The following is a 22,066-nucleotide window of genomic DNA, read 5'->3' on the forward strand; positions in this document are numbered from 1 at the left end:
CTATGGTGTGCCGCGCGCACACTCCGGCTATGGCCACTGCACTATCCGAAATCGAAGACGCCGGCCGACTCTTGGCCGATCCGACCGCTTACGCAGACGAGCCCCGTCTGCACGACGCGCTGACCCTGCTACGGCGTGAACAACCCGTGGCGAAGGTCGTTACCGACAACTACCGACCGTTCTGGGCGGTCACCAAGCACGACGACATCATGGACGTCGAGCGCGACAACACGCTCTGGATCAACGAACCGCGTCCGCTGTTGATGAACCTCGAGCAGGAAGCCGAGCTCGACCGGCAGGCGGCGATGGGCATCGAGCTCAAAACCCTTGTCCATATCGACGACCCCAAACACCGCGTTCTGCGCGCCATCGGAGCCGACTGGTTTCGGCCAAAGGCAATGCGGGACATGAAGATCCGCACCGACGAGCTGGCCGCACGATATGTGAACAAGCTGATGGAGGCCGGCGGAACCTGCGACTTCGCCCAGGATGTCGCCGTGCACTTTCCCCTCTACGTCATCATGTCGCTGCTCGGCATTCCCGAATCGGATTTCGACCGGATGCTCAAGCTCACCCAGGAACTCTTCGGCGGCGACGACACGGAATTCCAGCGCGGTGCAACTCCGGAGGAGCAACTGCTGGCGCTACTGGATTTCTTCGGATACTTCAGCGGGCTCACCGCATCCCGGCGTGAAAACCCCACCGGCGACCTGGCGTCGACCATCGCGAACGCCAAGGTTGATGGTGAGCCGCTCTCCGATGTCGACATCGCGTCGTACTACACAATCATCGCCACCGCCGGACACGACACCACCAGTGCCACGATTGCCGGTGGGCTGGAAGCACTTCTGCAGCATCCAGACCAGCTCGCTCGACTGCGCGAGAACCCCGAGCTCATGCCCCTGGCGGTCGACGAGATGATCCGCTGGGTGACACCGGTCAAGGAATTTATGCGAACAGCGACCGCCGATACCGAGATTCGTGGAGTACCCATCGCCGAAGGCGATTCGGTGCTGCTGTCCTACCCCTCGGGTAACCGCGACGAGGACACCTTCGCCAGTCCGTTCACCTTCGACGTGGGACGAGACCCCAACAAACACTTGGCATTCGGGTTCGGTGTGCACTTCTGCCTAGGAGCGGCACTGGCCCGGATGGAGGTCAACAGCTTCTTTTCGGCGCTACTCCCCCGGCTGGAGTCCATCGAGATCGATGGGAATGTCGAGCGGACGTCGACCATATTCGTCGGCGGTATCAAACACCTGCCGATCCGCTACGCCCTGCGGTGACGGCGACTATCAGTTAAGCCGCGCGGAACCATCCGCCGCGACTTCGATTGACGCACCGGCGATATCGGTGTCCACGAGCTGGGCCGCCGCATCGCGGTCGTCGATCTTGGCGAAGGTACGCGCCCCGGTCGGGGTACGCACGCTCACGAACGTCTGGAACGGCGATCCGTCTCGTCCATAGTTGACGGTCCAGGCCTCGACGGTCGCCGCACCCGAATAACCGTCGGCCGCCGCGGTTCTGGGCTCCCGGTCGACCTCGGACTGCACGTCCTCGTACCTGAAACCGGATGCGGGCGGCTCGGTTCCGTAGATTCCGAACGCATGCTTGGTGAGATACCCGCCATTGGCCGTGATCAGCCCCTTCGCCCCGGGACGCTCGCGCAGCCGCTCGGCCATGGTGGCAATGGAGTGGGTGACGTAGTTGCACCACGGGCCGCCGGCGAACGTCAGTCCACCGGTGACCGTGAGCGGCCGTGCCGGGTCATCGAGCGCCAGCCCCAGCTCGGTGGCCGCGACCTGCACCGCCGAGGGGAAACACGAATAGATGTCGATCAGGTCCACGCCATCGGTTCCCAGACCGGCGATATCGAAGACGCGCTTACCCGCAAGGCGGATGGCCGGAGACCGATGCAGTTCATCGCGTTCACTGAGCGCGAAGGTGTCGTTGGCCTGGCTGCCGGCGAGCGGAAATATCCAGCGATCCTTCGGGATTCGGAGCCGTTGCGCCGTTTCTAGCGAGGTGAGCAGCAGTACCGCCCCCTGCTCGACCATGTTGTTGGAGTTCATCAGCTTGGTGTACGGCGAGCTGATCCACCGATTGTCCGGACCGGGAGTGGCGATCTCCTCGGCGGTGTACGCATCGTTAGACCAGGCATGCACGTTGTTCACGGCCACGGCGTTGAAGCGCTGCCACAACTGAGCAATCGCGGCGCGATGGTCGACGACGGATACACCGTTGGCGACCCGAATCGCCTGCTCGAACAGCGGGTACACGTGGCCGGGAGAGATCAGGCCAATGGCGGTCTCGGCGCCACCCACCTGATCCATACGCCCGCCGAGAATGGTTGGTTCGGCGATGGATTCATCTTGAGTGGTCCACGTGGGCTGTACACCGGTAGCCATCATCTTATTGCGCGACCGCCACATCTCCGCGCCACCGATGAGAACCACGTCGGCGTCCCCGGCAAGAATGTCCGCGGCCGCGTGGTTAACCAACAGCTGCGGCGAGTTGCCGCTGGGCCCGGTGTAGAACGTGCGCTTGGGCGCCGCACCCAGACGTTCACCGAGCAGTACCCCGGGGTCGCGATACTTCCAGGAGAAGATGTTCGCCACGGACACCGTGTCGATGGCGGTGAGCAGATCAGCCGCCCCCGCATCCTCGGCCGCCAGCCGGGCCGCTCGCTCCATAAGATCGATGGGCTCGGCGATCTCGGAGAACGGGGTATCGGCGTCTGTCCGCTGGTTGACCTGTCCGGTACCGACGAGGACCGGCGTGCGAGGGTCGAGGGCCATGAGCCGATGGTAACCAACCACCCGGTTGGCCCCGGAGGGCCGCCCCGCTACGTGGACAGAGCGGGCCCAGATCCCTCGATCTGACTATCCGCACCCGTCATGTCCTTGAGGGCAACACCTGATCGGCCGATCTCCCGTGCGCCCGCCACCAGGGCGGCAACGACCTGCGCCGCCTGGTCGTAGCCCAATCCTTCCGGCGGATGGATGTTGGACACGCAATTACGTTGTGCGTCACTGCATCCGACAACAGGATTGTGCGTGAGGTATATCCCGACGCTGTCGGCGACGGAGAGTCCGGGACGTTCCCCGATGAGCACCAGGACGGTGTCGACGCCAAGTGCGACGCCAATGTGGTCACCGAGGGCAACCCGCGCCTGTGTCGCGATGACGAGCGGGGCGATCGAATATCCGCGAAGTCGCTGGTGTAGCGCCTGTAACAGCTGAACCCCGTGGTCATCGAGGGCCCGCGGAGACAAACCGTCGGCCAGCACGATGCCGATATCGGCGGCGGAATCCGCAAACGAATCCAGCGCGCCATCGGCAGGCGTCCGGCCCAGGTCCGGGCGGCGCAGGTACTCGGACCGATCGCCTGCCCGGCTGGTCACCAGCAGCGGCGTGCCCAATCCGAGCCCGTCGATCCGGCCTGCCAGGGCACCCGCGTCCAGGGGCGTATGCACCGCGTCACGAGCGGCAGCGTGCGCGGTCCCGAACTCCAGGACTCGCGTGGTGGGCAGTGCATCACCGCTGCGTCCCAACCCGATTCGTGACTGCGTGGATCGGCGCAAGGTATCCCAGATATCGTGCGCCGCTCCGTTGTTCGCGACATCACTCATAGCAGGGCCCGTAACGGCGAGTCGTTGACCGCGATTTCACGCAGCCCCCCATCCCGTTCCAGCATGCCCATGCGTTCAAGCCAGTCGTTGAACTCCGGGGCAGGTCGCAAGCCGAAAGTGCGGCGCGCGAACAGCGCATCATGGAAGGACAGGCTCTGGTAGCCGAGCATGACATCGTCGGCCCCGGGCACCGCGATGACAAACGCGACCCCCGCGGCCGTGAGCACCGTGAGCAGGACGTCCATGTCATCCGAATCGGCCTCGGCGTGATTGGTGTAGCAGACATCCACTCCCATCGGGAGCCCCAGCAGCTTGCCGCAGAAGTGATCCTCCAGACCAGCCCTGATGATCTGCTTCCCGTCGTAAAGATATTCCGGCCCAATAAATCCCACGACGGTATTGACCAGGAGTGGTTCCACCTCGCGCGCGACCGCATACGCTCGGGCCTCCAGCGTCTGCTGGTCTACCGCAACGCCACCCACCCCGATATGCGCCCCGGCGGAGAGCGCCGAGCCCTGGCCTGTCTCCAGATACATAACGTTGTTACCCACGGTGCCCCGCGCCAACGAACGCCCGGCCTCATTCGCCTCACGCAGCAGCGCCAGGTTGACCCCAAAACTCTCGTTAGCGCCTTCGGTGCCAGCGATCGACTGGAACACCAAGTCCACCGGCAGATTTCGCTCGATAAGCTCCATCGTGGTGGTCACGTGCGCGAGCACGCACGACTGTGTGGGGATGTCGAATCTCAAGCGGATGTCGTCGATGAGGCGCAGCAGGTCGGCTGCGGCATGCGGGGAATCGGTCGCCGGGTTGATGCCGATGACGGCGTCGCCGCACCCCAGGAGCAGACCGTCGAGGGTCGCGGCGGCAATACCGCGCGCGTCGTCGGTGGGGTGATTGGGCTGCAACCGGGTCGCCAACGTGCCCGGCAGTCCGATGGTCGTACGAAAAGCACTATGGTTGCGCACCGCGGCACCGACGGCAATGAGGTCCTGATTGCGCATCAGCTTGCTGACGGCCGCCACCATCTCTGGGGTCAACCCGGGCGAAATATCCTTGAGCGACTGCGCCCCATGGGGTTTAGTGATGGTCTCCAGTAACCAATCGCGGAAATCGCCGACGGTGAGATGCGAGATCACCGCGAAGGCCTCCGCATCGTGACTGTCAATGATCAGCCGGGTGACCTCGTCGGTGTCGTACGGAACAATCTCCTCGGACAGGAAGTCCGCGAGCGGTACCTCGGCGAGCACCCAGCGCGCGGCGGCCCGCTCGGCGTCCGACTGCGCCGCACAGCCCGCGAGCTCGTCACCGGACCGAGGCGGCGAGGCCTTCGCCAGAACTTCGGCGAGCGACCCGAACTGGTACGTGACCGGCCCCACGATGTGGCGAAAGGTACTCATAATGTGCCTATTTCAGTTCGTTCTCGGCTTCTGCAAGCGCCGCGAACTCCTCATCCGGGGAGTTCGCCACCAAACGGTGACGGCTATACAACCCAAAATACGCCATAAACAGGATGAATACGCCGAACGTGGCAAAAGCTGCGGTGGTATCGACGATGAAGGTCGCCACCACCGCAGCACAGGCGATCACCAGCGCGAACCCGCTGGTGACGATGCCACCGGGGGTGCGGTATGGCCGCTGCATCTCCGGCTCGCGAATACGCAGCACAATATGGCTCACCATCATCAGCACATAGCTCAGCGCCGCACCGAAAACCGCCATGTTGAGCAACATCGCGCCTTTACCGCTGAGCGACAACAGGAATCCGATGATTCCCGGCACGATCAGCGCCAGTACCGGAGCCTTCCGGCTGTTGGTGACCGACAACCCGGTAGGTAGGTAGCCTGCCCGGGACAACGCAAAGGTCTGGCGACTGTAGGCGTAGACAATGGAGAAGAAGCTGGCGATGAGTCCGGCCAGCCCGATGTAATTGACCGCCTTGGCCACCGTGGTGGTTCCGAGCGCCTCGACCAAGGGATTCCCGGACTGCCCCATCGCTTCGGCACCGCCCGCGCCCGGCACCAAGATCAGCACGGCAGTACCGGTGATGACGAGCACCAGCATGGCCATCACAATGCCGCGCGGGATGTTCTTGGCGGGATCGCGGGCTTCTTCGGCGGCCAGCGGTACGCCCTCGATCGCCAGGAACAACCAGATCGCGAACGGCACCGCCGCCCAGATTCCCAAATATCCGTAGGGCAGGAATGCCGATGCACCCGTTGCTGTTTCATCGACGGGAATGTCCGTGAGGTTATGCGCGTCGAATCGGCCGACAGCTCCGATGGCAAAGGTGATGAGGCCGACGAGCGCGATCCCGGTGATGATGAACATCGTCCTGAGCGCCTCACCGGCACCGCTGAGGTGGATGCCGATGAAAATCGCGTACACCGCCAGATAGATCCACCACCCGTCCTTGAGACCGAACAGATGCAGTGATTCGACGTAACTTCCGATGAAAGTGGCGATGGCGGCCGGCGCGATCGCATACTCAATGAGAATCGCCGTCCCAGTGGCGAATCCGCCCCAGGGGCCCATCGCACGCCGGGCGAAGGTGTACCCGCCGCCCGCGGTGGGTAATGCCGACGACATCTCCGCCATGCTGAGCACCATCGACAGATACATCGCGGCGATGACGACGGCCGCGATGGCCATCCCGCCGAAACCGCCCTTGCTCAGCCCGGTGTTCCAGCCCGCATAGTCTCCGGAAATCACGTAGCTCACGCCGAGCCCGGCCAGCAGTACCCAGCCCGCGGTGCCCGATCTCAGCTGCCGCCGGGCGAGGTAGTCGGCACCTTCGAGGTGTGATTGGACGCCGGCATGATCAAGCGGCGCCTCCGTACGTGAACTGACGGCGTCATCGGGAGTTGACATCGTCCAATTGTGCGACCGATGACGTGCGCGCGTGCGGTAGACGCCAAGATTCGCGCTCCCGTTACGACCACGCAACAAACTGGGCCGCGCGATGCCCGATCATCGCGATCGTGGCCGCTGGCCCTCGGCTCGGAATGGTCGGCATGATCGACCCATCGATGACGAACAGCCCATCGATTCCCCTGACGCGACAGTACTTGTCGACGACCGCATGCTTGTCCTCGTCATTGCCCATCGGGGCGGTCGCGCACAGATGCTGCGACGTGGACCACCGCGGGCCACCGAACCGCCGTCCGTACAGCTCGGATACCAGACGCACGCCGTCGCGCAAGCGATCCATGTCTACGGGTTCGCTGTCATACCTCAAGTCGATGTACACCGGCGCCGCGGGATCGGTCGAACGTAGCTCAAGCCGGCCGCGACACCTTGGCGTCATCAACGCGACACCGATCTGCCGGGCATCCGCGCCGCTCAGTGCCACCCCTGCCATGGCTGCGAATCCGGTTGTATACGGCCGTATTTCGATGCCCATCTGACGATCGGTGTGCAACACGGTGTCCAGAACCGGATAGCCTTGCTGCCCCTCGTCACCCGTGTCCAGCACCCATTCCGCGTGGTCCATCAGCCGCGTACCGACGCCGGGCAGGTCGACCACGGGCTGAACCCCCACCGCACGCAGGTCATCCGCGGGCCCGATCCCCGACAGCAACAGCAGCTTTGCGGTCTCAATCGCCCCCGCACTCAAGATGATTCGATCGGCGGTCAGCGTCCGCACCGAATTTCCGACCGCCACCTGCACCCCAGTGGCCCGCCCGGCGCCGCAGAGAACCCGCAGTGCGCGGGTACCGGAGTACACCGCGAGATTAGGCCGCCAGCCCGCCCCCTCCAGATAGGCGCGCGCGGGCCCAACCCGCATCCCGCTATCGATGTTGAGCGGCACCAGCCCCACCCCGACGCCGGCCTTGCCATTCAGGTCCGCCACCACCGGGTATCCGCCCTTGACCGCGAGCTCCGTCAATTCCCTTCCAGCACTGCTTTGTTCGTGCTTCCGGCCGATCGGTATGGGCCCCGACGACCCATGTAACGGATGGTCCCGAAAGTCGCGGTCGGTCTCCATCGCGCGGAAGTGATCACGAACATCCGCCCAGGCCCATCCCGGCACCGACCATCCGTCAAAATCCGCGGGCCGGCCACGCACGAAGTAGCCGCCGTTGATCGCGCCGGAGCCGCCCACCACCGATCCCCGCACCAGCTCCGCCTGATCACCCGTGGATGTCAGCGTCGCCCAGTAGTAGGTGGCTATCTGACTGTCGGGACCAATCGGGAGGCGGTACCCGTCGCGTACGCCGTCCTCGTCCGCGGAGGACGCTGGCCCCGCCTCGACCAGCACCACCCGGAACGACGGATCCTCGGAGAGGCACCCGGCCAGAATCGATCCCGCGCTGCCTGCGCCCACGATGAGCACATCCGCGTGTATCGGCCTGCTCAGGGCCGTAGTTCCGGTCGGAGCGCACCGAGATCGCGCTCCTGCACGATCCCGGACCACAGGCCAATCCCATAGGCGATGTCGTCGAGACGCTTCAGCAGCACGTACTCGAGCAGGCCGATCCGATCATCGGGCGAAGCCGAATTGTCGTTGCGCTTCATCCAATCCACTACGCCGTCGACAATCGCTGCCACCACGAGCACCTGGCGGCTGCGCCGCGACAGCGCGGCGGCCACCAACGCCAACGGCCAGTAATGACGGCACAGCGCCGACGCGATCTGCAGCGCCGCGCCGCCCACACCCTGGGCAGCGACCCTGACGACATCCCGTGGCGGGGTATCCACTCCCCGGAGAGTCCGCGCCACGCGCCCCGCCGCGAGCGCAGCCATGCCCGCAGCGGCCAGATAGCCCATCCCTGAGCCCACCGCCACGAGAATCCACACCAGCAGCGTCCACCTCGAGATGACCATCGGCGCGACTTTGTCGGGATGGCGCGTCGACAACGGCGCCGCGCTCTTTCCATAAAATGTCTTGCGCGCGAACCATTCTCGAAGGGTGAGCCGATGGTCATGTGCCACATGGGACACGGGTTCATACCTCAGCCGCGACCCCGCCTCGATCAGCCGCCAGCACAGATCCACGTCCTCACCGCACTGCAGCGACTCGTCGAACCCGCCAATCTCGTCAATCGCGGCCCGCCGCACCACGATGGCCGCACTGGGGACGTACGACACCGGGCCGTACGGTACGACCGGCGCCTCACGGAGACCGAGATCCAACGAGGACCTGACCGCCTCATACCGGGCAATCGCATTGTCGCTCAACACCAATCCGACAATCCGCGGAGCGACCAGGGCCACCGCCGGATCGCTGAAGTGTCCCAGCAGCCCCTCCAGCCAGCCGCGCCTGGGCACCACGTCCGAATCGAGGAAGGCGACAAAATCCGTGGTCGCCAACTTCAGTCCGGTGTTGCGGGCCGCCGCGGGACCCTGACTGTCGGCGTGGCGCACCACCCGCACGTCACAGTGCATGCCCTCCAGCTCGCACTCCACGATCGGAATGGTGGAACCGTCATCGATGACTATCACGCGCATTCCACGCAGGGCGCGCAACAGTCGACGCAATCCAAATCCGTTGTTACGACAAGGAATAACGACGGTCACGTCTCGATAGCCCGGCCCGCCTGTCGGGCGCGGATGCGCAACGGTCGCATCCAGCAGCGTCCGGGCGAGCTGAGCGCTCGTCGCATCGCGCACCTCAAGCCGTCCGCCGGAAAGCAGCGTGCGCGCCGCCGGGGCCAATCGCAGGAGCCGAGTCGGCGAGCCACCCAGCAGCGCCGAACCCTCGTCGAGAACCCGAACTCGTCGATCCACCTGAACCGCGAATCCGTCGGGTAGCCGTCCGTGTGGTGCGGACGCGCCCTGCGCCGCGTCGTCGCTCGTGGTCATACCAGCCGCCCGTCGGCATCGGGTAGCCAGCGGCGCACCGCGTCGGCGCAGCGTCGGGTCATCGCCGCGAGCATCCGCGCGCCGTCCTGGCTGCTGGCCGTCGTCGGATCTCCGAGCACACCGATCGCGCTCACGGCCGCCACTCCGCCCGCACGCATCGGTGCCATCAGCTCATGCAGCGGCGCCGAGTTTCCGGCGAGCACTTCCTCCCGCCGGACGGTATCTGGTGAAATATGTAGCAGCAGAGATGTTTCCGCATGCCCAGCGTGGGCGTCACCGCCTTCGACCGCGCACGCCCACCACCCGATATCGCGGCCCTCCGAACGCAGGAGCCGCACCGCGGAGACCGTCGCCTCGACGTTGCCGCCGTGACCGTTCACGAAGACGATGCGTCGGCACCACTGGGTGGCCGATCTGCCGTACTCCACGAGGACCTGGGTCAGCGCCGCGGTACCGATCGAGATGGTCCCAGCGAAGGACTGATGTTCTCCACTGGACCCGTACGCGATGGCAGGGGCGAGAGCCGTCCGGCCCGCACCCGCATCGGACGCGAGTTCCTCGGCCGCAGCGGTAGCCACAGCACCGGCAATCCGGGTATCGGTATCCAACGGCAAGTGCGGCCCGTGTTGTTCGGTCGAGCCAAGCGGAGTGAACAGCGTGATGGCCTCGTCTGCGAGCTCCGGAGAGATGGCGGTGCTCAAGACAGTCGGAACAGCCACCCGCCGATGGTAGGCCGAATTCACGTCAAATGCATCCAAAGTTGGCGCACCCAAGTGAGGTCTTTACATCCTTGCTGGCCGTCGGCTTAGGTGCTACGCGCTCTTTCGCACCTGTTGTCACGCCAGTCCCTGCCGCCCCATCGACTCTGCCGACGCCGTGTTCAATTCGCGATGCGCTGAACTAGTGCCGTCCGAGGCCCCGGGCAAAGCCCTCAGGGATGAGAAGGTCATCTGGGGATAGCTCGTGCACAGACTTCTTGCCGAGGCCCATCAGCGCCGAGTCGATGCCGCCACGCATGATGTCCAGAACGTTCTCGACCCCGGCCTGCCCCGAGGCCGCCAGACCCCACAGATACGCCCGGCCGATCATCACCGCACGCGCACCAAGGGCCAACGCCTTGACGACATCGCTGCCCCGCCGAATGCCGCCATCCAGAAGCACCTCGACATCACCACCGACGGCCTCGGCGATGCCCGGCAACGCGCGGATCGAGGCGGGCGTTCCGTCGAGATTGTTGCCGCCGTGATTCGACACCGAAATCGCCGAAACTCCGCAATCCACAGCCCTTTTAGCGTCATCGATGCGCATGACGCCCTTGAGCATGAACGGACCGTCCCATTGTTCGCGCATCCATTGAACGTCGTCCCATGTCGGCGCGGGAGTACCCATCCACTGCCCGTAGGCGTCGAAGAACGGCGGTCCGGCCTCGCCCCGGGCCGCCTGGTTGGGCACCCGCAGATCCGGAATGTTCATCTTCTTCCCGAACGACCACAGCCACCCGGGTTTCGTGACCACTTCCGGCGCCAGCCGGACCATCGCCCGCAGGTTCATCTTCTCGGGTATGGACGGGCTGCCCCAGTCACGACCGTGCGAGAAGCTCCAGTCAAGAGTAGCGATAAGGCCCACTGCACCAGCATCTTTCGCGCGCTGGATGCGCTGGGCCACATCGTCACGCCCGCCCAGCCAGTAGATCTGGAAGTGCGTCTTCGGATTCGCGGCCACCACATCCTCGATGGGCTTGCTCGCGAAGGAGGACAACCCCATGGCGGTGCCGCGCGCGGCAGCGGCACGCGCCACCGCCACCTCACCGTCGGGGTCGACGGCCTGAACACCGGTCGGCGAGATCATCACCGGCAGGGAGATCTCTTGCCCCAGAACGGTTGTCGATAGCTCACGATCCGGCTGAATGCCGACGACATGGGGCTCGAATCCGAGCTCTCCGAACGCCTCGACATTGTCACTGACGGTCAGCCCTTTTTCACTGGCCGAGATCAGGGAGCTGTAGACGGACTTCGGCAGTCGCTTCTTGGCCCGCTGCTGGGCGATCGCGACCGTCTCGAACCATGTGTTGCGGGCCATCTACCGTCCTGCTCGTAGGTTGGAAATCGGGTTCTCATCGCAGGCGCGCGAAGGTGGCCGACGCGTCAGGGTCAGGGCGACGGGCCCCGCTGACGGAGCGCGCTTGCCCTTCGAATGCGAATGGTCCCCACTGGGTTTGGGTACTACGCGATCGGCGGCCAGGGCCGCCTCTCCGTAGCCCTGCACGCATTCCGGGTCGGGCCCGTCCATCGGCAACCCGGTGAAGAACTTGGCCGCCATGCAGCCACCCCGACAGCTGTCGTAATGCCCGCAACTGCCGCAGGCGCCCGCGGATTGTGGCTCACGTAGCTCGTTGAACAGCTGCGAGTGTTTCCACACCGCATCAAATCCACCATCGGACACCACATTTCCGGCACGGAATCGGTCATGGATGGCGAATGGGCAGGCATAGACATCGCCCACCGGGTCGATCAGACACACCACCCGTCCGGCGCCACACATGTTCAGGCCCGGCAAACCCCCGGACCCGTCGCCGTATGCCGACAGGTGGAAGAAGGAATCGCCCGTAAGCACCCGCTCACCATTGAGCACCAGCCAGTCATAGAGCTGGCGCTGTTGCGCCGGGGTGGGGTGGAGCTCGTCCCACACATCGGCGCCACGACCGGACGGACGTAGTCGTGTAATCCGCAGTGTGGCACCGTATTTTGCGGCTAGATCCGCGAATTCGTCGAGCTGGTCCACGTTGTGACGGGTAACCACCACCGAGATCTTGGCGTCCTTGAATCCGGCGGCGGCAAGGTTCTCCAGCGCGCGTACCGCCATGGCGAACGATCCCGCACCGCGCACCGCGTCGTTGACCTCCGCCGTCGCACCATCCAGCGAGATCTGTACATCGACGTAGTCGCTCGCGGCCAGCCGCGCCGCCACCTCCTCGGTGATGCGCACGCCGTTGGTCGAGAACTTGACTCCTACGTGATGCTCGGTCGCGTAGTCAACGAGTTCCCAAAAGTCCGATCGCACAGTGGGTTCGCCGCCGCCGATGTTCACGTAAAACACCTGCATGCGTTCGAGCTCGTCGATGATGTCCTTGCACTGCCCGGTGGACAGCTCACGTGGATCGCGCTTGCCCGACGATGACAGGCAATGCACGCAGGAAAGGTTGCAGGCGTATGTCAGCTCCCAGGTGAGGCAGATGGGGGCATCCAGTCCCTGCTCGAACTGATCCACCAGTCTCGGAGCCGCAACGGCGGCGACATTGAGGCGGGGCACTGCGGGAGCGCTCATCGGGCGTCCTCTCGGGTCACGATCATCTTCGAATCCGCCAATACAGCCAGGGCACGCTGGTACGCGGCAACCTGAGCCTCCTCGACACCAGCGGCCCGCCAAGCATTCTCGGCGCTGCTGTGGTCGGTGAGGGATTGCACGATCTGCAGCAGAGTGCGGTTCTTCAGGAAGGACAGCTTGCGGGTGCCGAAGTGGTAGAGCAGCGCCCCGAACGGCTCCGGGCGCAACGACACCTGGGGGTGTAACTGCCAGGGCCGGGTCCAGTCGAAACCGGCGGGCGCCTCGTCAATCATGGCGCTCATGGAGGTGGGGCGTCTCAGTAGACGCCGCACATCCCGTCGATCGATACCTCTTCGACCAGCGATTCCTGCACCAGCTCGGTGTCGGTGGTCTGTCCGGCGACAGTGGTGGGCTCGGCCATCTGTTCACTCCCTTGTGAGTCTGGACTGTGGCAACGATCACGATAATAATGGCATCGAGTGCAGAAAGGGAAGAGGGTGTCAGGAAATGGCGGAGTTCTCGGCATGAATGCGCAGCCGGCGCGCGTAGGACGACGCCCTTCCACAACACGGGACGAGATCACCGCGGTTGCCATGGCGCTGTTCACGCAGCGCAGCTTCGACGACGTCAGCGTCGACGACATCGCCGCGGCGGCCGGCATCGCGCGGCGCACGGTGTTTCGGTACTACAGCTCCAAGAACGCAATCGTGTGGGGCGATTTCGATTCTCATTTGGAGGTGATGCGTGCGCTGCTGGACGAGACTCCGGACACGGTGGATACCAGCACCGCGCTGCGTCAGGCGTTGTTGACATTCAACGACTTTCCGGCCGACGAAGCCCCGCGACACCGTATGCGGATGAGACTGATTCTGGAGATCCCAGCACTACAGGCGTATTCGATGCTGATGTATACGGGCTGGCGTGATGTCATCGCGCAGTTTGTGGCCAAACGCAGCGGCGCGGATCCCGCCGCCCTCTTGCCGCAGACCGTTGGCTGGACACTGCTCGGCGTGGCGCTTGCCGCCTACGAACAATGGCTCGCCGATGAATCTTCGGCCCTTACCGCGCTACTCGGCAAGGGCTTCGACGCCGCCGAGGCGGGGTTGCGAGCCCTCCGCTAAGTCTCGCTACTCCAGTACCTCGGCGATGGGCGTCCCCGCCGCGATCTTGGCCCGCATCTTCATCACCGGGCCGGCCATCCCACAGCCGACAACTCCGGTCAGTACGCCATCGCGCTCCAGGTACGCCAGGAACTTGCGACCGTCGTCGGAGATGAGATGCACGGTATCCGAGCCTCCCAGATGGCCGAGCGACTGAATCTTCACGTCGTACTGATCACTCCAAAAGTACGGCACGGCAGCGGCATTAGCGGCGGGCTCCTGCCCAAGCAACGCTGGCACAAGCGCGCGAACCTGCTCGGCAACGTTGCTCCAGTGCTCTACTCGACTGGGAAGCCCGGCAGCATCTGCCCATGCGGCGACATCACCCAGCGCCCAGACATGCGGGGTGGCGGTACGGCCAACGGCATCGCACACCACGCCGTTGTCCACCTGGACACCGGATCCGTCGAGCCAGTCTGTCGCGGGCCGGCTCCCGATCCCCAGCACGACGAGATCGGCGTCCAGTCTCGTGCCGTCCGACAGCGTGACGGACCGGACGCGCTCCTCGCCCTCCACGGCGTCCACTCCGACACCCACTCGAACATCGACACCCTCGTTGCGGTGCAGCCGGGCGACCAGGTCACCGAGCTGCTGACCGATCGCGGCGAGCAGCGGGGCCGGCTGCGGTTCGACCAGAACCACGTCAACCCCGTTGGCCCGCAATGTTGATGCGACCTCGCATCCGATGAAGCCCGCCCCGACAATCACCGCGCGCCGCGCATTGGCGGCGTCTCCCCGCAATGCGAAGCTGTCGTCGGCGGTCCGCAGGACGTGGATGCCGTCCAAGTCGGGGAATGCGGAAATACGCCGGGGAACGAGGCCGGTCGCGATGATGACTTCCCCGTACTGCAGCGTGGTTCCGTCATCCAGCGTGACCGTGCGAGCGGCGGGATCCAATGCCACTACCCTCGCACCGAGTCGCAGCTCGATCTGCTTCTCGTCATAGAACTCTCGTGGCTTGAGTACGACGGCGTCGATGCTCTTCTCCGCATCACGCAGGACGTCTTTGGATAGCGGCGGGCGATCGTAGGGCAGATGGGTCTCGCCACTCACAATGGTGATCGGCCCGGTGAACTCCGCGCGGCGCAGCTGCTCGGCGGTTCGCACCGCGCCCAGCCCGCCACCGATGATCAGTACACCCTGCTCTGCGTCGCTCCCAGTCGCATCACTCACGGTCTACTTCATACACGACTGGACATGCGCGGTGTCAGGCCTATATCGACCCTGCCTCCTACCCCTGGACCTGCGCTCGGTCCACCAGGTTGGAGAGCACCACGATGCTCTCGGTGCGGTCGATGTCCCCACTGGCACGGATGCGTTCCAGCGCGCGCTCGAGGTGCTGAATATCGCGGGCAAGCACGCGCAACATCGCGTCGGAGGTTCCGGTCACCGTTGCCGCGCTCACCACTTCGGGAATATCGATCCACGCCCGCCGCAGGGCTTCCGGGGTGATGGTGCCCTGGCAGTAGACCTGAACGTAGGCCTCGGTATTCCATCCGACGGCAGCGCGATCCACCACGGTGGTGAAACCCTTGATCACCCCCGTCGCGACCAGGCGATCGACACGACGCTTGACGGCGGGTGCCGACAGGTTCACCTCCTCGCCGATCTCGGCGAACGTCGCTCGAGCATTGCGCATCAACAGCGTCACGATCCGCTCATCGGTGGCATCGAGCTCGGCCATTCGCGATCCTCCTCCGGCGATCCCATCTATTCCTGCAATAGAATGCCAAATTGACCATCTAGACGCAATGGATCGCACTCCACCAGACAACGTATGGAGATTGATTGCAGGAAGCACCTCTCATACGCTCACCACATGACCGTTGTGCACGAGGGTGGACACCCGGCCGGCTCCCCTATCCAACATTCAGACAGAACACCGACGACACGTCACTACGTGATGGTGCCGCCGACGTATTACACAGTCGAATACGCGATCAATCCTTGGATGGACGTATCCAATCCCGTCGACCCCACGCTCGCAGTCGCGCAGTGGGATGCGTTGCGCGCCACCTACGAACGTCTCGGGCACACGGTGGACATCCTGCCCCCGGTGGCCGGTCTACCGGACATGGTCTACGCGGCTAACGGTGGAATCGTGTTGCGGGGCAAGGCTGTTGTCGCGCGATTCACGCACGCGGAGCGCGCGGGTGAATCTGCCGCACATGCCGAATGGATGCATGCGCATGGACTGCGCCCCATGCACTCGCGCTACACCAACGAGGGACAGGGCGACTTTCTACTGGCAGGCGAGACCATGCTGGCGGGCACGGGTTTTCGCACCGATGCCAGATCGCACATCGAGGTGGCACGGATGCTCGACATTCCCGTCGTCACACTGGAGCTCGTCGACCCGCGCTTCTATCACCTGGATACGGCGCTGGCCGTGCTGGATCCGCAGACCGTGGCGTACTACCCGCAGGCGTTCAGTGAGGCCTCACAAGCCAGGCTGCGGTTCCTGTACCCCAACGCGATCATCGCCAGCTCGGACGATGCCTGCGTCCTCGGAATGAACGCCGTCTCCGACGGTCGCCACGTCATGCTGCCCGCCGCGGCTACCGGATTCGCCGAACAGCTCCGTGCCGCCGGCTTCGAACCGGTCGGCATCGACCTTTCCGAACTACTCAAGGGTGGCGGATCGGTGAAATGCTGCACACTGGAGCTGCACTCGTGACCACCACGGAACAGGCTCCCGGCATGTCGCCCGATTCCTACAAGAGTTCTGAGTACATCGAGTTGGCCGAACAGTACGGCGCGCACAACTATGCGCCGTTACCGGTCGTCGCTCACCGCGCCGAGGGCGCCTGGATCGAGGACGTGGACGGCAAGCGGTATCTGGATTGCCTGGCTGCCTACTCGGCGGTGAACTTCGGCCACGGGAACCCCGAGATCCTCGCGGCCGCGCACGCACAGCTCGACACGGTGACCCTGGTGAGCCGGGCGTTTCATTCCGATCGTCTCGGCAGGTTCTGCCGCGATCTCGCCCGCCTCTGCGGCAAGGGCATGGTGCTACCGATGAACACCGGGGCCGAGGCTGTGGAGAGTGGCATCAAGGTTGCGCGCAAGTGGGGCACCGATGTCAAGGGAGTGCCCGCAGGACAAGCCAATATCGTGGTGGCACACAACAATTTCCACGGTCGAACCATCAGCATCGTGAGCTTCTCCTCCGACGAGACGGCGCGCGGCGGGTTCGGCCCGTTCACTCCCGGGTTCCGTGTTGTCCCGTTCGGAGATATCGACGCCCTGGCACGGGCAATCGACGACAACACCGTCGCCGTCCTCCTCGAACCCATTCAGGGTGAAGCCGGCATCGTCATCCCGCCCGACGACTACCTCCCCGCGGTCCGCGCAATGTGCACCGAGAACAATGTTCTGTTCATCGCCGACGAGATCCAGGCCGGGCTCGCACGCACCGGCCGGATGTTTGCATGCGACCACTGGAACGTGGTCCCGGATGTGTACCTGCTGGGCAAGGCACTCGGGGGCGGCGTGGTTCCGGTGTCAGCCGTGGTCGCCGATACCGACGTACTCGGCGTGCTGCATCCGGGCGAGCACGGTTCCACCTTCGGCGGTAATCCGATGGCCGCGGCCATCGGATCCACCGTCGTGGCAATCCTGGAGCGTGGCGAGTTCCAGCGCCGGGCAGCCGTTCTGGGCGGACACCTGCGAAGGCGTCTCGACGCCCTGATCGGCCATGGCGTCACCGAGGTGCGTTCGCTGGGGCTGTGGGCCGGGGTCGACATCGATCCGAATGTGGCAACCGGAAGACAAATCAGTCTGCGCATGGCAGAGTGTGGCGTCTTAGTGAAGGACACGCATGGCGCGACTCTCCGGTTTGCACCACCCCTTGTCATCACCGAGGACGAAATCGATTGGGCGATAGACCAGTTCGCCGATGCGCTGGCCAATAGCCGATAGATTTCGCCCGGTCACAGGAGGCACTATGGCACCCTCGTCACCCAGTCTTGCCCAGCAGCTGCTGCGTCGCCGTCCCACGTCCGGGGCGCCCACCGCGCACGGCGCCGGCGGGCATCTGCGGCAGTCGATGGGAACGTTCCAACTGACCATGATCGGCGTCGGTGCCACGGTGGGCACCGGCATCTTCTTCATCTTGGCCGAATCCGTGCCCAAGGCGGGCCCTGCGGTGATGGTCTCGTTCTTGGTCGCCGGTCTCGCCGCGGGGCTCGCCGCGCTCTGTTACGCCGAGTTAGCCTCCGCGGTACCGGTATCGGGTTCCTCGTTCTCCTACGCGTACACCACCTTGGGCGAGCTGGCCGCGATGGTGGTGGCAGCCTGCCTGCTGCTGGAGTACGGCGTATCGGCGGCCGCGGTAGCGGTGGGCTGGAGCCAGTATCTCGACAAGCTCCTGGTCAACGTCTTCGGAACACACCTGCCACACGCGATCAGCGCCGCCCCCTGGGATAACGCCGATCCAGGGATGCCGCATGCCTGGCTCAACCTGCCCGCAGTGGTCCTCATCGTCATGTGCGCAATCCTTCTCATCCGCGGGACGAGTGAGTCGGCACTGGTGAACACGGTCATGGTGCTGCTCAAACTTGCCGTGCTGACGGTGTTCGCGATCATCGCGTTCACCGCGTTTCAGGCGGGTAACTTCGCCGACTTCGCGCCGTTCGGCGTCAGCGGCATCGGCGCCGCGGCGGGGACGATCTTCTTTACCTACGTCGGGCTGGACACCGTGTCCACCGCGGGCGAGGAAGTGAAGGACCCACAGCGGACCATGCCACGCGCGCTCATCGCCGCACTCCTGATTGTCACCGCCTTCTACCTCGTGGTGGCCCTTGCCGCGTTGGGCGCGCAGCCGTGGAGGGAGTTCGAGGGACAGTCGGCGGGCCTGGCGCTAATTCTGGATAAGGTCACCGGAAGCACCTCTGCCAGTACGTTCCTCGCGCTGGGCGCGGTCATTTCGATCTTCTCGATCACCCTGGTGTCGATGTACGGTCAGACCCGCATTCTGTTCGCCATCGGCCGCGACGGCCTGCTGCCCTCGGTCTTCGCGCAGGTCAACCCCCGCACGCTCACACCGGTGAACAACACGATCATCGTCGCGATCGTCGTGGGCCTCATGGCCGCATTCGTCCCCTTGAACAGCCTCGCGAACATGGTGTCGATCGGCACACTCACGGCATTCATCGTGGTCTCGATTGGCGTCATCATCCTGCGGGTGCGGGAACCCGATCTGCCGCGCGCCTTCCGTGTTCCCGGCTACCCGGTCACACCCGTCCTATCCGTCATCGCCTGCGGCTACATTCTGTTCAGCCTGCCCTGGGTCACCTGGATCGCCTTCGGATCCTGGGTTGTCGTGGTGCTGGCGTTCTACCTGGCGTGGGGCCGGCACCACAGCGCGCTGAACGACTTACCCAGCGACCCAGCCGAATTGATTGAGGAGCCGGTGCGATGAGCCGCTTGCGCGAAGAGCGTCAGATATGACCGTCGTCGTCGGATATCTCTCGGGCAAGGGCGGTAAGGGCGCGCTGCATCTGGCTGTCGAATCTGCCCGCGTCCTGGAGACCTCGCTGACTGTCACCACGGTGGTGCCCAAGCCGTGGACCACACTGTCGAAGGCCAAGATCGACGCCGAGTACGCCCAATGGGCCCAGAAGCTCTCCGAAGACTCAAAGTCCGAAGCCGCCGCGTATCTCGAAAAGATCAGCGCCGGAATAGATGTCTCGTTCCACAACGTGGCGCATCGCTCAGTGTCCGGCGGGCTGCTGGAAGCCGTCGAGGCATCTGACGCGGATGTGCTCGTCGTTGGCTCTGCCTCGGAGGGAAGCCTCGGTCAGGTGGTATTGGGCTCGACCGGTGACCGGCTGTTGCACTCCTCCCCTGTCCCGCTGGCCATCAGCCCCCGCGGCTATCGGGGCTCGAAGGCAGGCACGGTCAGCCGGGTCACCTGCGGGTACCCCGGCACGGAGGATGCGGTCGACGTTGTGCAACAAGCGGTTCGACTGACCGAGCGCCTCCACGCACCAATGCGCGTGGTCACCTTCGCGGTGCGCGGCCGCACGATGCTGACCGCCGGTGTTGGCCCCGAGGCCGAGGACGCGGTGCTCGCCAGCTGGGTCGCCCAGTCCGAGGAGGCCCTGGCCGCGCTGCGCCACGAGGGAATCCTCGAACCCGGCGTGGAGCTGAAGGTCGTCACCGGCGACAGCTGGGATGACGCGTTGGACAACGCCGAATGGCTCGACGGCGAGCTACTGGTGCTCGGCAGCCGCCCACACAGCACCGTCGCCCGCGTCTTCCTCGGCTCACGCGCAACCAAGATCGTCAGGCACAGCCCGGTCCCCGTCGTCGTGATGCCGGGCTAATACGTCAGGTGCCCCTTGTCCACCGGCACCTGCGCGCCAGCTAGCGTGCCCGACGCATCGCCCGCCAACCACAGCACCACGTCTGAGATCTCGTCCGGCTCAAGCATCTTGGTGGGTGACAACGGCATTGGAGCAATGCTCGGCAGGTAGTTGGGGTGCTCGGCGAGCAGCTTCATCATCGCGTCGCCGGTGATCATCGGGGTGGTCACCCCATACGGATGGATCGAGTTGACCCGGATCCCGTATTCGGCGAGTTCGATCGTCAAGGACTTGGTGAGTCCGGTCAGGCCGAATTTCGAGGCAACGTAGGCGCCGTTACCCGGGGTGCCCTTGAGCCCGGACACCGAGCTCACGATCACGATCGAACCACCGTTACCGGCCGTGATCATCGTCGGTACAACGGCTTTCACTGTCTTCCAGGTACCGGTGAGATTGGTATCGATGATGTCTTCCCATTGCTGGTCGGGCATCTCCCACAACCGGCCCCAGCTGAGCACTCCCGCATTGGCAATCAAGATGTCGATGTGCCCGAACTGGGCGACAGCCTCCTCGACCACGCTCTGCAGCGCCGCACCGTTGCGGACATCTGCCTGCTCGGCGATGATCTTGCGCCCGGCGGCCTCGACGAGTCGCGCGGTCTCCTTGAGGTCTTCAGGGGTGGCGGCGTCATACCCCGCGTACTCCGACACGGGGGCACAGGCGTCAATCGCGACAATGTCGGCGCCGGCCTGGGCCAGCCGCACGGCGTGCTGGCGTCCCTGGCCACGAGCCGCACCGGTTACGAACGCCACTTTTCCGGACAAGGTCTGATGGGCCGGCTGATCCGCCATGTCTGCTCCTTTGCAATCGACACCAGGCTAGCAGCCGTTCTAGAACGTGTTCCAGATTGAGGACCGCTCAGCGGGCGGGAAAGAAGCGGACCTAGAGGTCGCCGAGGATATCCGCTCGTTTGGTGTTGTACTCCGTCTCGGATACCAGCGATGCGCGCTTCAACCGATCGAGCTCGGCAAGTCGGTCGGCCACCGATCCCGTAGGCGCAGGGTCGGCAGAGGGGGCCCGCTCGGCGCCCTCCGTCTTACGCAGGATTGCGTCGATCTGTTGGCGGACAACCGGGTTGGAGCGGATGTCCACCACGCCGTCGGTGCCTATGCCGTTGGCCTTGAGAACCTTCATGATCTCGAAGAGCGGGCCGGCCTGCCCAGTGAGGTCATACTCGCGGCCTTGCGACGAGCTGGTGAACTTGGCCGGCACCTGACCGTTGAGCAAAGCACTGCGCTGCCAGTCGATCTGAAACTGCTCAGTACCTGGCGCGACGAGCACGACGAGCTTGCCGCGCGAGAGAGCCGGCACCTGCAGCACCGACACCCGCGTTCTCGTCTCGGCACGGAACGGACTGATCCCGTCTCCGTGTATCTGCAGCGTCAGTTTGATCACCGGCTGATCATTGACCCTCATCCCCGTCTCGTTGGCCGCCACCACGTCGGCAAGCGCCAGAATGCCGTTGGCCTCCAACAGCTTGCGTGCCTCATCGGTCCTGGTGAATAGCAATGTCAACACGAATGCCAACACCACGATCCCGATAGTGATACCGACGCCGCTGTACAGCATCCAACTCGTCGCGGGTTCGTCGATCACGTAATACATCACGATGAATATCGGCCCGACAATCCCGCAGAGCAGCGAGAAGGCCAGGATTTTCAGAAAGCGTGCGACCACGTTCATGGCGCTCATCATCCTCCACCTGCGCGGCATCTTGTGTGGGATCTGAACAGGCCCTAATATTGGCAATAGATGTTGTCAACGATGCCGACATCGCC

General features: G+C 64.5%; 21 protein-coding genes. 6 read left to right on the plus strand and 15 right to left on the minus strand.

What is annotated here, in order from left to right:
- Positions 1–29 precede the first annotated feature (29 nt).
- Complete coding sequence (locus B4394_RS05380) at positions 30–1,286, plus strand: cytochrome P450 (protein WP_078314442.1); 1,257 nt, start codon at positions 30–32, stop codon at positions 1,284–1,286.
- A 9-nt stretch (positions 1,287–1,295) separates the two neighbouring features.
- On the opposite strand, the gene B4394_RS05385 is transcribed toward B4394_RS05380, so the two are convergent.
- The 11 genes from B4394_RS05385 to mftA all read right to left on the minus strand — a co-directional run bounded on the left by B4394_RS05385 (position 1,296) and on the right by mftA (position 13,181).
- Positions 1,296–2,798, minus strand: a complete 1,503-nt coding sequence (locus tag B4394_RS05385; RefSeq protein WP_078314443.1) for an acetyl-CoA acetyltransferase — start codon at positions 2,796–2,798, stop codon at positions 1,296–1,298.
- A 47-nt stretch (positions 2,799–2,845) separates the two neighbouring features.
- Entirely contained in the window at positions 2,846–3,631 is a 786-nt protein-coding gene (gene eutC, locus B4394_RS05390) for an ethanolamine ammonia-lyase subunit EutC (RefSeq protein ID WP_078308508.1), read from the minus strand.
- On the minus strand, positions 3,628–5,031 hold the full coding sequence (locus tag B4394_RS05395) for an ethanolamine ammonia-lyase subunit EutB (protein ID WP_078308507.1): 1,404 nt from the start codon (positions 5,029–5,031) through the stop codon (positions 3,628–3,630). Before B4394_RS05395 ends, eutC begins: the two co-directional genes overlap by 4 nt.
- Positions 5,032–5,038: 7 nt before the next feature.
- Positions 5,039–6,502: an ethanolamine permease gene (gene eat / locus B4394_RS05400; protein WP_078308506.1), complete on the minus strand. Its 1,464-nt coding sequence runs from the start codon at positions 6,500–6,502 to the stop codon at positions 5,039–5,041.
- A 61-nt stretch (positions 6,503–6,563) separates the two neighbouring features.
- On the minus strand, positions 6,564–7,979 hold the full coding sequence (mftG, locus tag B4394_RS05405; protein WP_502688380.1) for a mycofactocin dehydrogenase MftG: 1,416 nt from the start codon (positions 7,977–7,979) through the stop codon (positions 6,564–6,566).
- A gap of 8 nt (positions 7,980–7,987) precedes the next feature.
- On the minus strand, positions 7,988–9,436 hold the full coding sequence (gene mftF, locus B4394_RS05410) for a mycofactocin biosynthesis glycosyltransferase MftF (protein WP_078314444.1): 1,449 nt from the start codon (positions 9,434–9,436) through the stop codon (positions 7,988–7,990).
- Positions 9,433–10,179 carry a mycofactocin biosynthesis peptidyl-dipeptidase MftE gene (mftE, locus tag B4394_RS05415; RefSeq protein ID WP_078314445.1) on the minus strand — a complete coding sequence of 249 codons (747 nt, stop codon included), beginning with the start codon at positions 10,177–10,179 and terminating at the stop codon, positions 9,433–9,435. The genes mftF and mftE overlap by 4 nt, the downstream gene beginning before the upstream one ends.
- Before the next feature lie 157 nt (positions 10,180–10,336).
- On the minus strand, positions 10,337–11,515 hold the full coding sequence (gene mftD, locus B4394_RS05420; RefSeq protein ID WP_078314446.1) for a pre-mycofactocin synthase MftD: 1,179 nt from the start codon (positions 11,513–11,515) through the stop codon (positions 10,337–10,339).
- Positions 11,516–12,760: a mycofactocin radical SAM maturase gene (gene mftC, locus B4394_RS05425; RefSeq protein WP_078308502.1), complete on the minus strand. Its 1,245-nt coding sequence runs from the start codon at positions 12,758–12,760 to the stop codon at positions 11,516–11,518. It abuts the gene before it with no gap.
- Positions 12,757–13,062: a mycofactocin biosynthesis chaperone MftB gene (gene mftB, locus B4394_RS05430; RefSeq protein WP_078308501.1), complete on the minus strand. Its 306-nt coding sequence runs from the start codon at positions 13,060–13,062 to the stop codon at positions 12,757–12,759. The genes mftC and mftB overlap by 4 nt, the downstream gene beginning before the upstream one ends.
- A gap of 14 nt (positions 13,063–13,076) precedes the next feature.
- On the minus strand, positions 13,077–13,181 hold the full coding sequence (mftA, locus tag B4394_RS05435; protein ID WP_030096679.1) for a mycofactocin precursor MftA: 105 nt from the start codon (positions 13,179–13,181) through the stop codon (positions 13,077–13,079).
- A 103-nt stretch (positions 13,182–13,284) separates the two neighbouring features.
- Between mftA and mftR the strand changes: the two genes are divergently transcribed.
- Positions 13,285–13,881, plus strand: a complete 597-nt coding sequence (mftR, locus tag B4394_RS05440; protein ID WP_078308500.1) for a mycofactocin system transcriptional regulator MftR — start codon at positions 13,285–13,287, stop codon at positions 13,879–13,881.
- A 6-nt stretch (positions 13,882–13,887) separates the two neighbouring features.
- On the opposite strand, the gene B4394_RS05445 is transcribed toward mftR, so the two are convergent.
- Positions 13,888–15,093, minus strand: a complete 1,206-nt coding sequence (locus tag B4394_RS05445) for an NAD(P)/FAD-dependent oxidoreductase (RefSeq protein ID WP_078308499.1) — start codon at positions 15,091–15,093, stop codon at positions 13,888–13,890.
- Positions 15,094–15,151: 58 nt separating this feature from the next.
- A complete protein-coding gene (locus tag B4394_RS05450) occupies positions 15,152–15,604 on the minus strand; it encodes an Rv2324 family transcriptional regulator (RefSeq protein WP_030096676.1) in 453 nt (150 codons plus the stop codon).
- A gap of 135 nt (positions 15,605–15,739) precedes the next feature.
- On the opposite strand from B4394_RS05450, the gene ddaH reads away from it, so the two are divergent.
- Genes ddaH through B4394_RS05470 form a run of 4 tightly spaced genes read left to right on the plus strand, consistent with a single transcriptional unit; the run spans position 15,740 to position 20,249 of the window.
- On the plus strand, positions 15,740–16,597 hold the full coding sequence (ddaH, locus tag B4394_RS05455) for a dimethylargininase (protein WP_139359952.1): 858 nt from the start codon (positions 15,740–15,742) through the stop codon (positions 16,595–16,597).
- A gap of 23 nt (positions 16,598–16,620) precedes the next feature.
- Positions 16,621–17,841 carry an ornithine--oxo-acid transaminase gene (gene rocD / locus B4394_RS05460; protein ID WP_078314611.1) on the plus strand — a complete coding sequence of 407 codons (1,221 nt, stop codon included), beginning with the start codon at positions 16,621–16,623 and terminating at the stop codon, positions 17,839–17,841.
- Positions 17,842–17,866: 25 nt separating this feature from the next.
- Positions 17,867–19,342 (plus strand): APC family permease, encoded by a 1,476-nt coding sequence (locus tag B4394_RS05465; RefSeq protein ID WP_078314448.1) that lies wholly within the window; start codon positions 17,867–17,869, stop codon positions 19,340–19,342.
- Positions 19,343–19,367: 25 nt separating this feature from the next.
- Complete coding sequence (locus B4394_RS05470) at positions 19,368–20,249, plus strand: universal stress protein (protein WP_078314449.1); 882 nt, start codon at positions 19,368–19,370, stop codon at positions 20,247–20,249.
- On the opposite strand, the gene B4394_RS05475 is transcribed toward B4394_RS05470, so the two are convergent.
- Together B4394_RS05475 and B4394_RS05480 are read right to left on the minus strand one after the other, a co-directional pair.
- A complete protein-coding gene (locus B4394_RS05475; RefSeq protein ID WP_078308495.1) occupies positions 20,246–21,079 on the minus strand; it encodes a mycofactocin-coupled SDR family oxidoreductase in 834 nt (277 codons plus the stop codon). The genes B4394_RS05470 and B4394_RS05475 overlap by 4 nt on opposite strands.
- Before the next feature lie 91 nt (positions 21,080–21,170).
- Complete coding sequence (locus tag B4394_RS05480; protein WP_139359953.1) at positions 21,171–21,971, minus strand: hypothetical protein; 801 nt, start codon at positions 21,969–21,971, stop codon at positions 21,171–21,173.
- Between the last annotated feature and the right edge of the window lie 95 nt (positions 21,972–22,066).

Origin of the sequence: Mycobacterium sp. D16Q16 (assembly GCF_002013745.1) — a bacterium.
Lineage (GTDB): Bacteria > Actinomycetota > Actinomycetes > Mycobacteriales > Mycobacteriaceae > Mycobacterium.

Excerpts from the sequence above, each read along its gene's own strand:
- mftA (WP_030096679.1), bottom strand. The coding sequence starts at position 13,181 with ATGGCCGAGCCCACCACTGTCGCCGGACAGACCACCGACACCGAGCTG.
- ddaH (WP_139359952.1), top strand. The coding sequence starts at position 15,740 with ATGACCGTTGTGCACGAGGGTGGACACCCGGCCGGCTCCCCTATCCAA.
- B4394_RS05465 (WP_078314448.1), top strand. The coding sequence starts at position 17,867 with ATGGCACCCTCGTCACCCAGTCTTGCCCAGCAGCTGCTGCGTCGCCGT.
- mftD (WP_078314446.1), bottom strand. The coding sequence starts at position 11,515 with ATGGCCCGCAACACATGGTTCGAGACGGTCGCGATCGCCCAGCAGCGG.
- mftR (WP_078308500.1), top strand. The coding sequence starts at position 13,285 with ATGAATGCGCAGCCGGCGCGCGTAGGACGACGCCCTTCCACAACACGG.
- eutC (WP_078308508.1), bottom strand. The coding sequence starts at position 3,631 with ATGAGTGATGTCGCGAACAACGGAGCGGCGCACGATATCTGGGATACC.
- mftF (WP_078314444.1), bottom strand. The coding sequence starts at position 9,436 with ATGACCACGAGCGACGACGCGGCGCAGGGCGCGTCCGCACCACACGGA.
- B4394_RS05450 (WP_030096676.1), bottom strand. The coding sequence starts at position 15,604 with ATGGCCGAGCTCGATGCCACCGATGAGCGGATCGTGACGCTGTTGATG.
- mftB (WP_078308501.1), bottom strand. The coding sequence starts at position 13,062 with ATGAGCGCCATGATTGACGAGGCGCCCGCCGGTTTCGACTGGACCCGG.
- mftC (WP_078308502.1), bottom strand. The coding sequence starts at position 12,760 with ATGAGCGCTCCCGCAGTGCCCCGCCTCAATGTCGCCGCCGTTGCGGCT.
- eat (WP_078308506.1), bottom strand. The coding sequence starts at position 6,502 with ATGTCAACTCCCGATGACGCCGTCAGTTCACGTACGGAGGCGCCGCTT.
- B4394_RS05475 (WP_078308495.1), bottom strand. The coding sequence starts at position 21,079 with ATGGCGGATCAGCCGGCCCATCAGACCTTGTCCGGAAAAGTGGCGTTC.
- B4394_RS05480 (WP_139359953.1), bottom strand. The coding sequence starts at position 21,971 with ATGAACGTGGTCGCACGCTTTCTGAAAATCCTGGCCTTCTCGCTGCTC.
- B4394_RS05380 (WP_078314442.1), top strand. The coding sequence starts at position 30 with ATGGCCACTGCACTATCCGAAATCGAAGACGCCGGCCGACTCTTGGCC.
- B4394_RS05395 (WP_078308507.1), bottom strand. The coding sequence starts at position 5,031 with ATGAGTACCTTTCGCCACATCGTGGGGCCGGTCACGTACCAGTTCGGG.
- B4394_RS05385 (WP_078314443.1), bottom strand. The coding sequence starts at position 2,798 with ATGGCCCTCGACCCTCGCACGCCGGTCCTCGTCGGTACCGGACAGGTC.
- rocD (WP_078314611.1), top strand. The coding sequence starts at position 16,621 with ATGTCGCCCGATTCCTACAAGAGTTCTGAGTACATCGAGTTGGCCGAA.
- B4394_RS05470 (WP_078314449.1), top strand. The coding sequence starts at position 19,368 with ATGACCGTCGTCGTCGGATATCTCTCGGGCAAGGGCGGTAAGGGCGCG.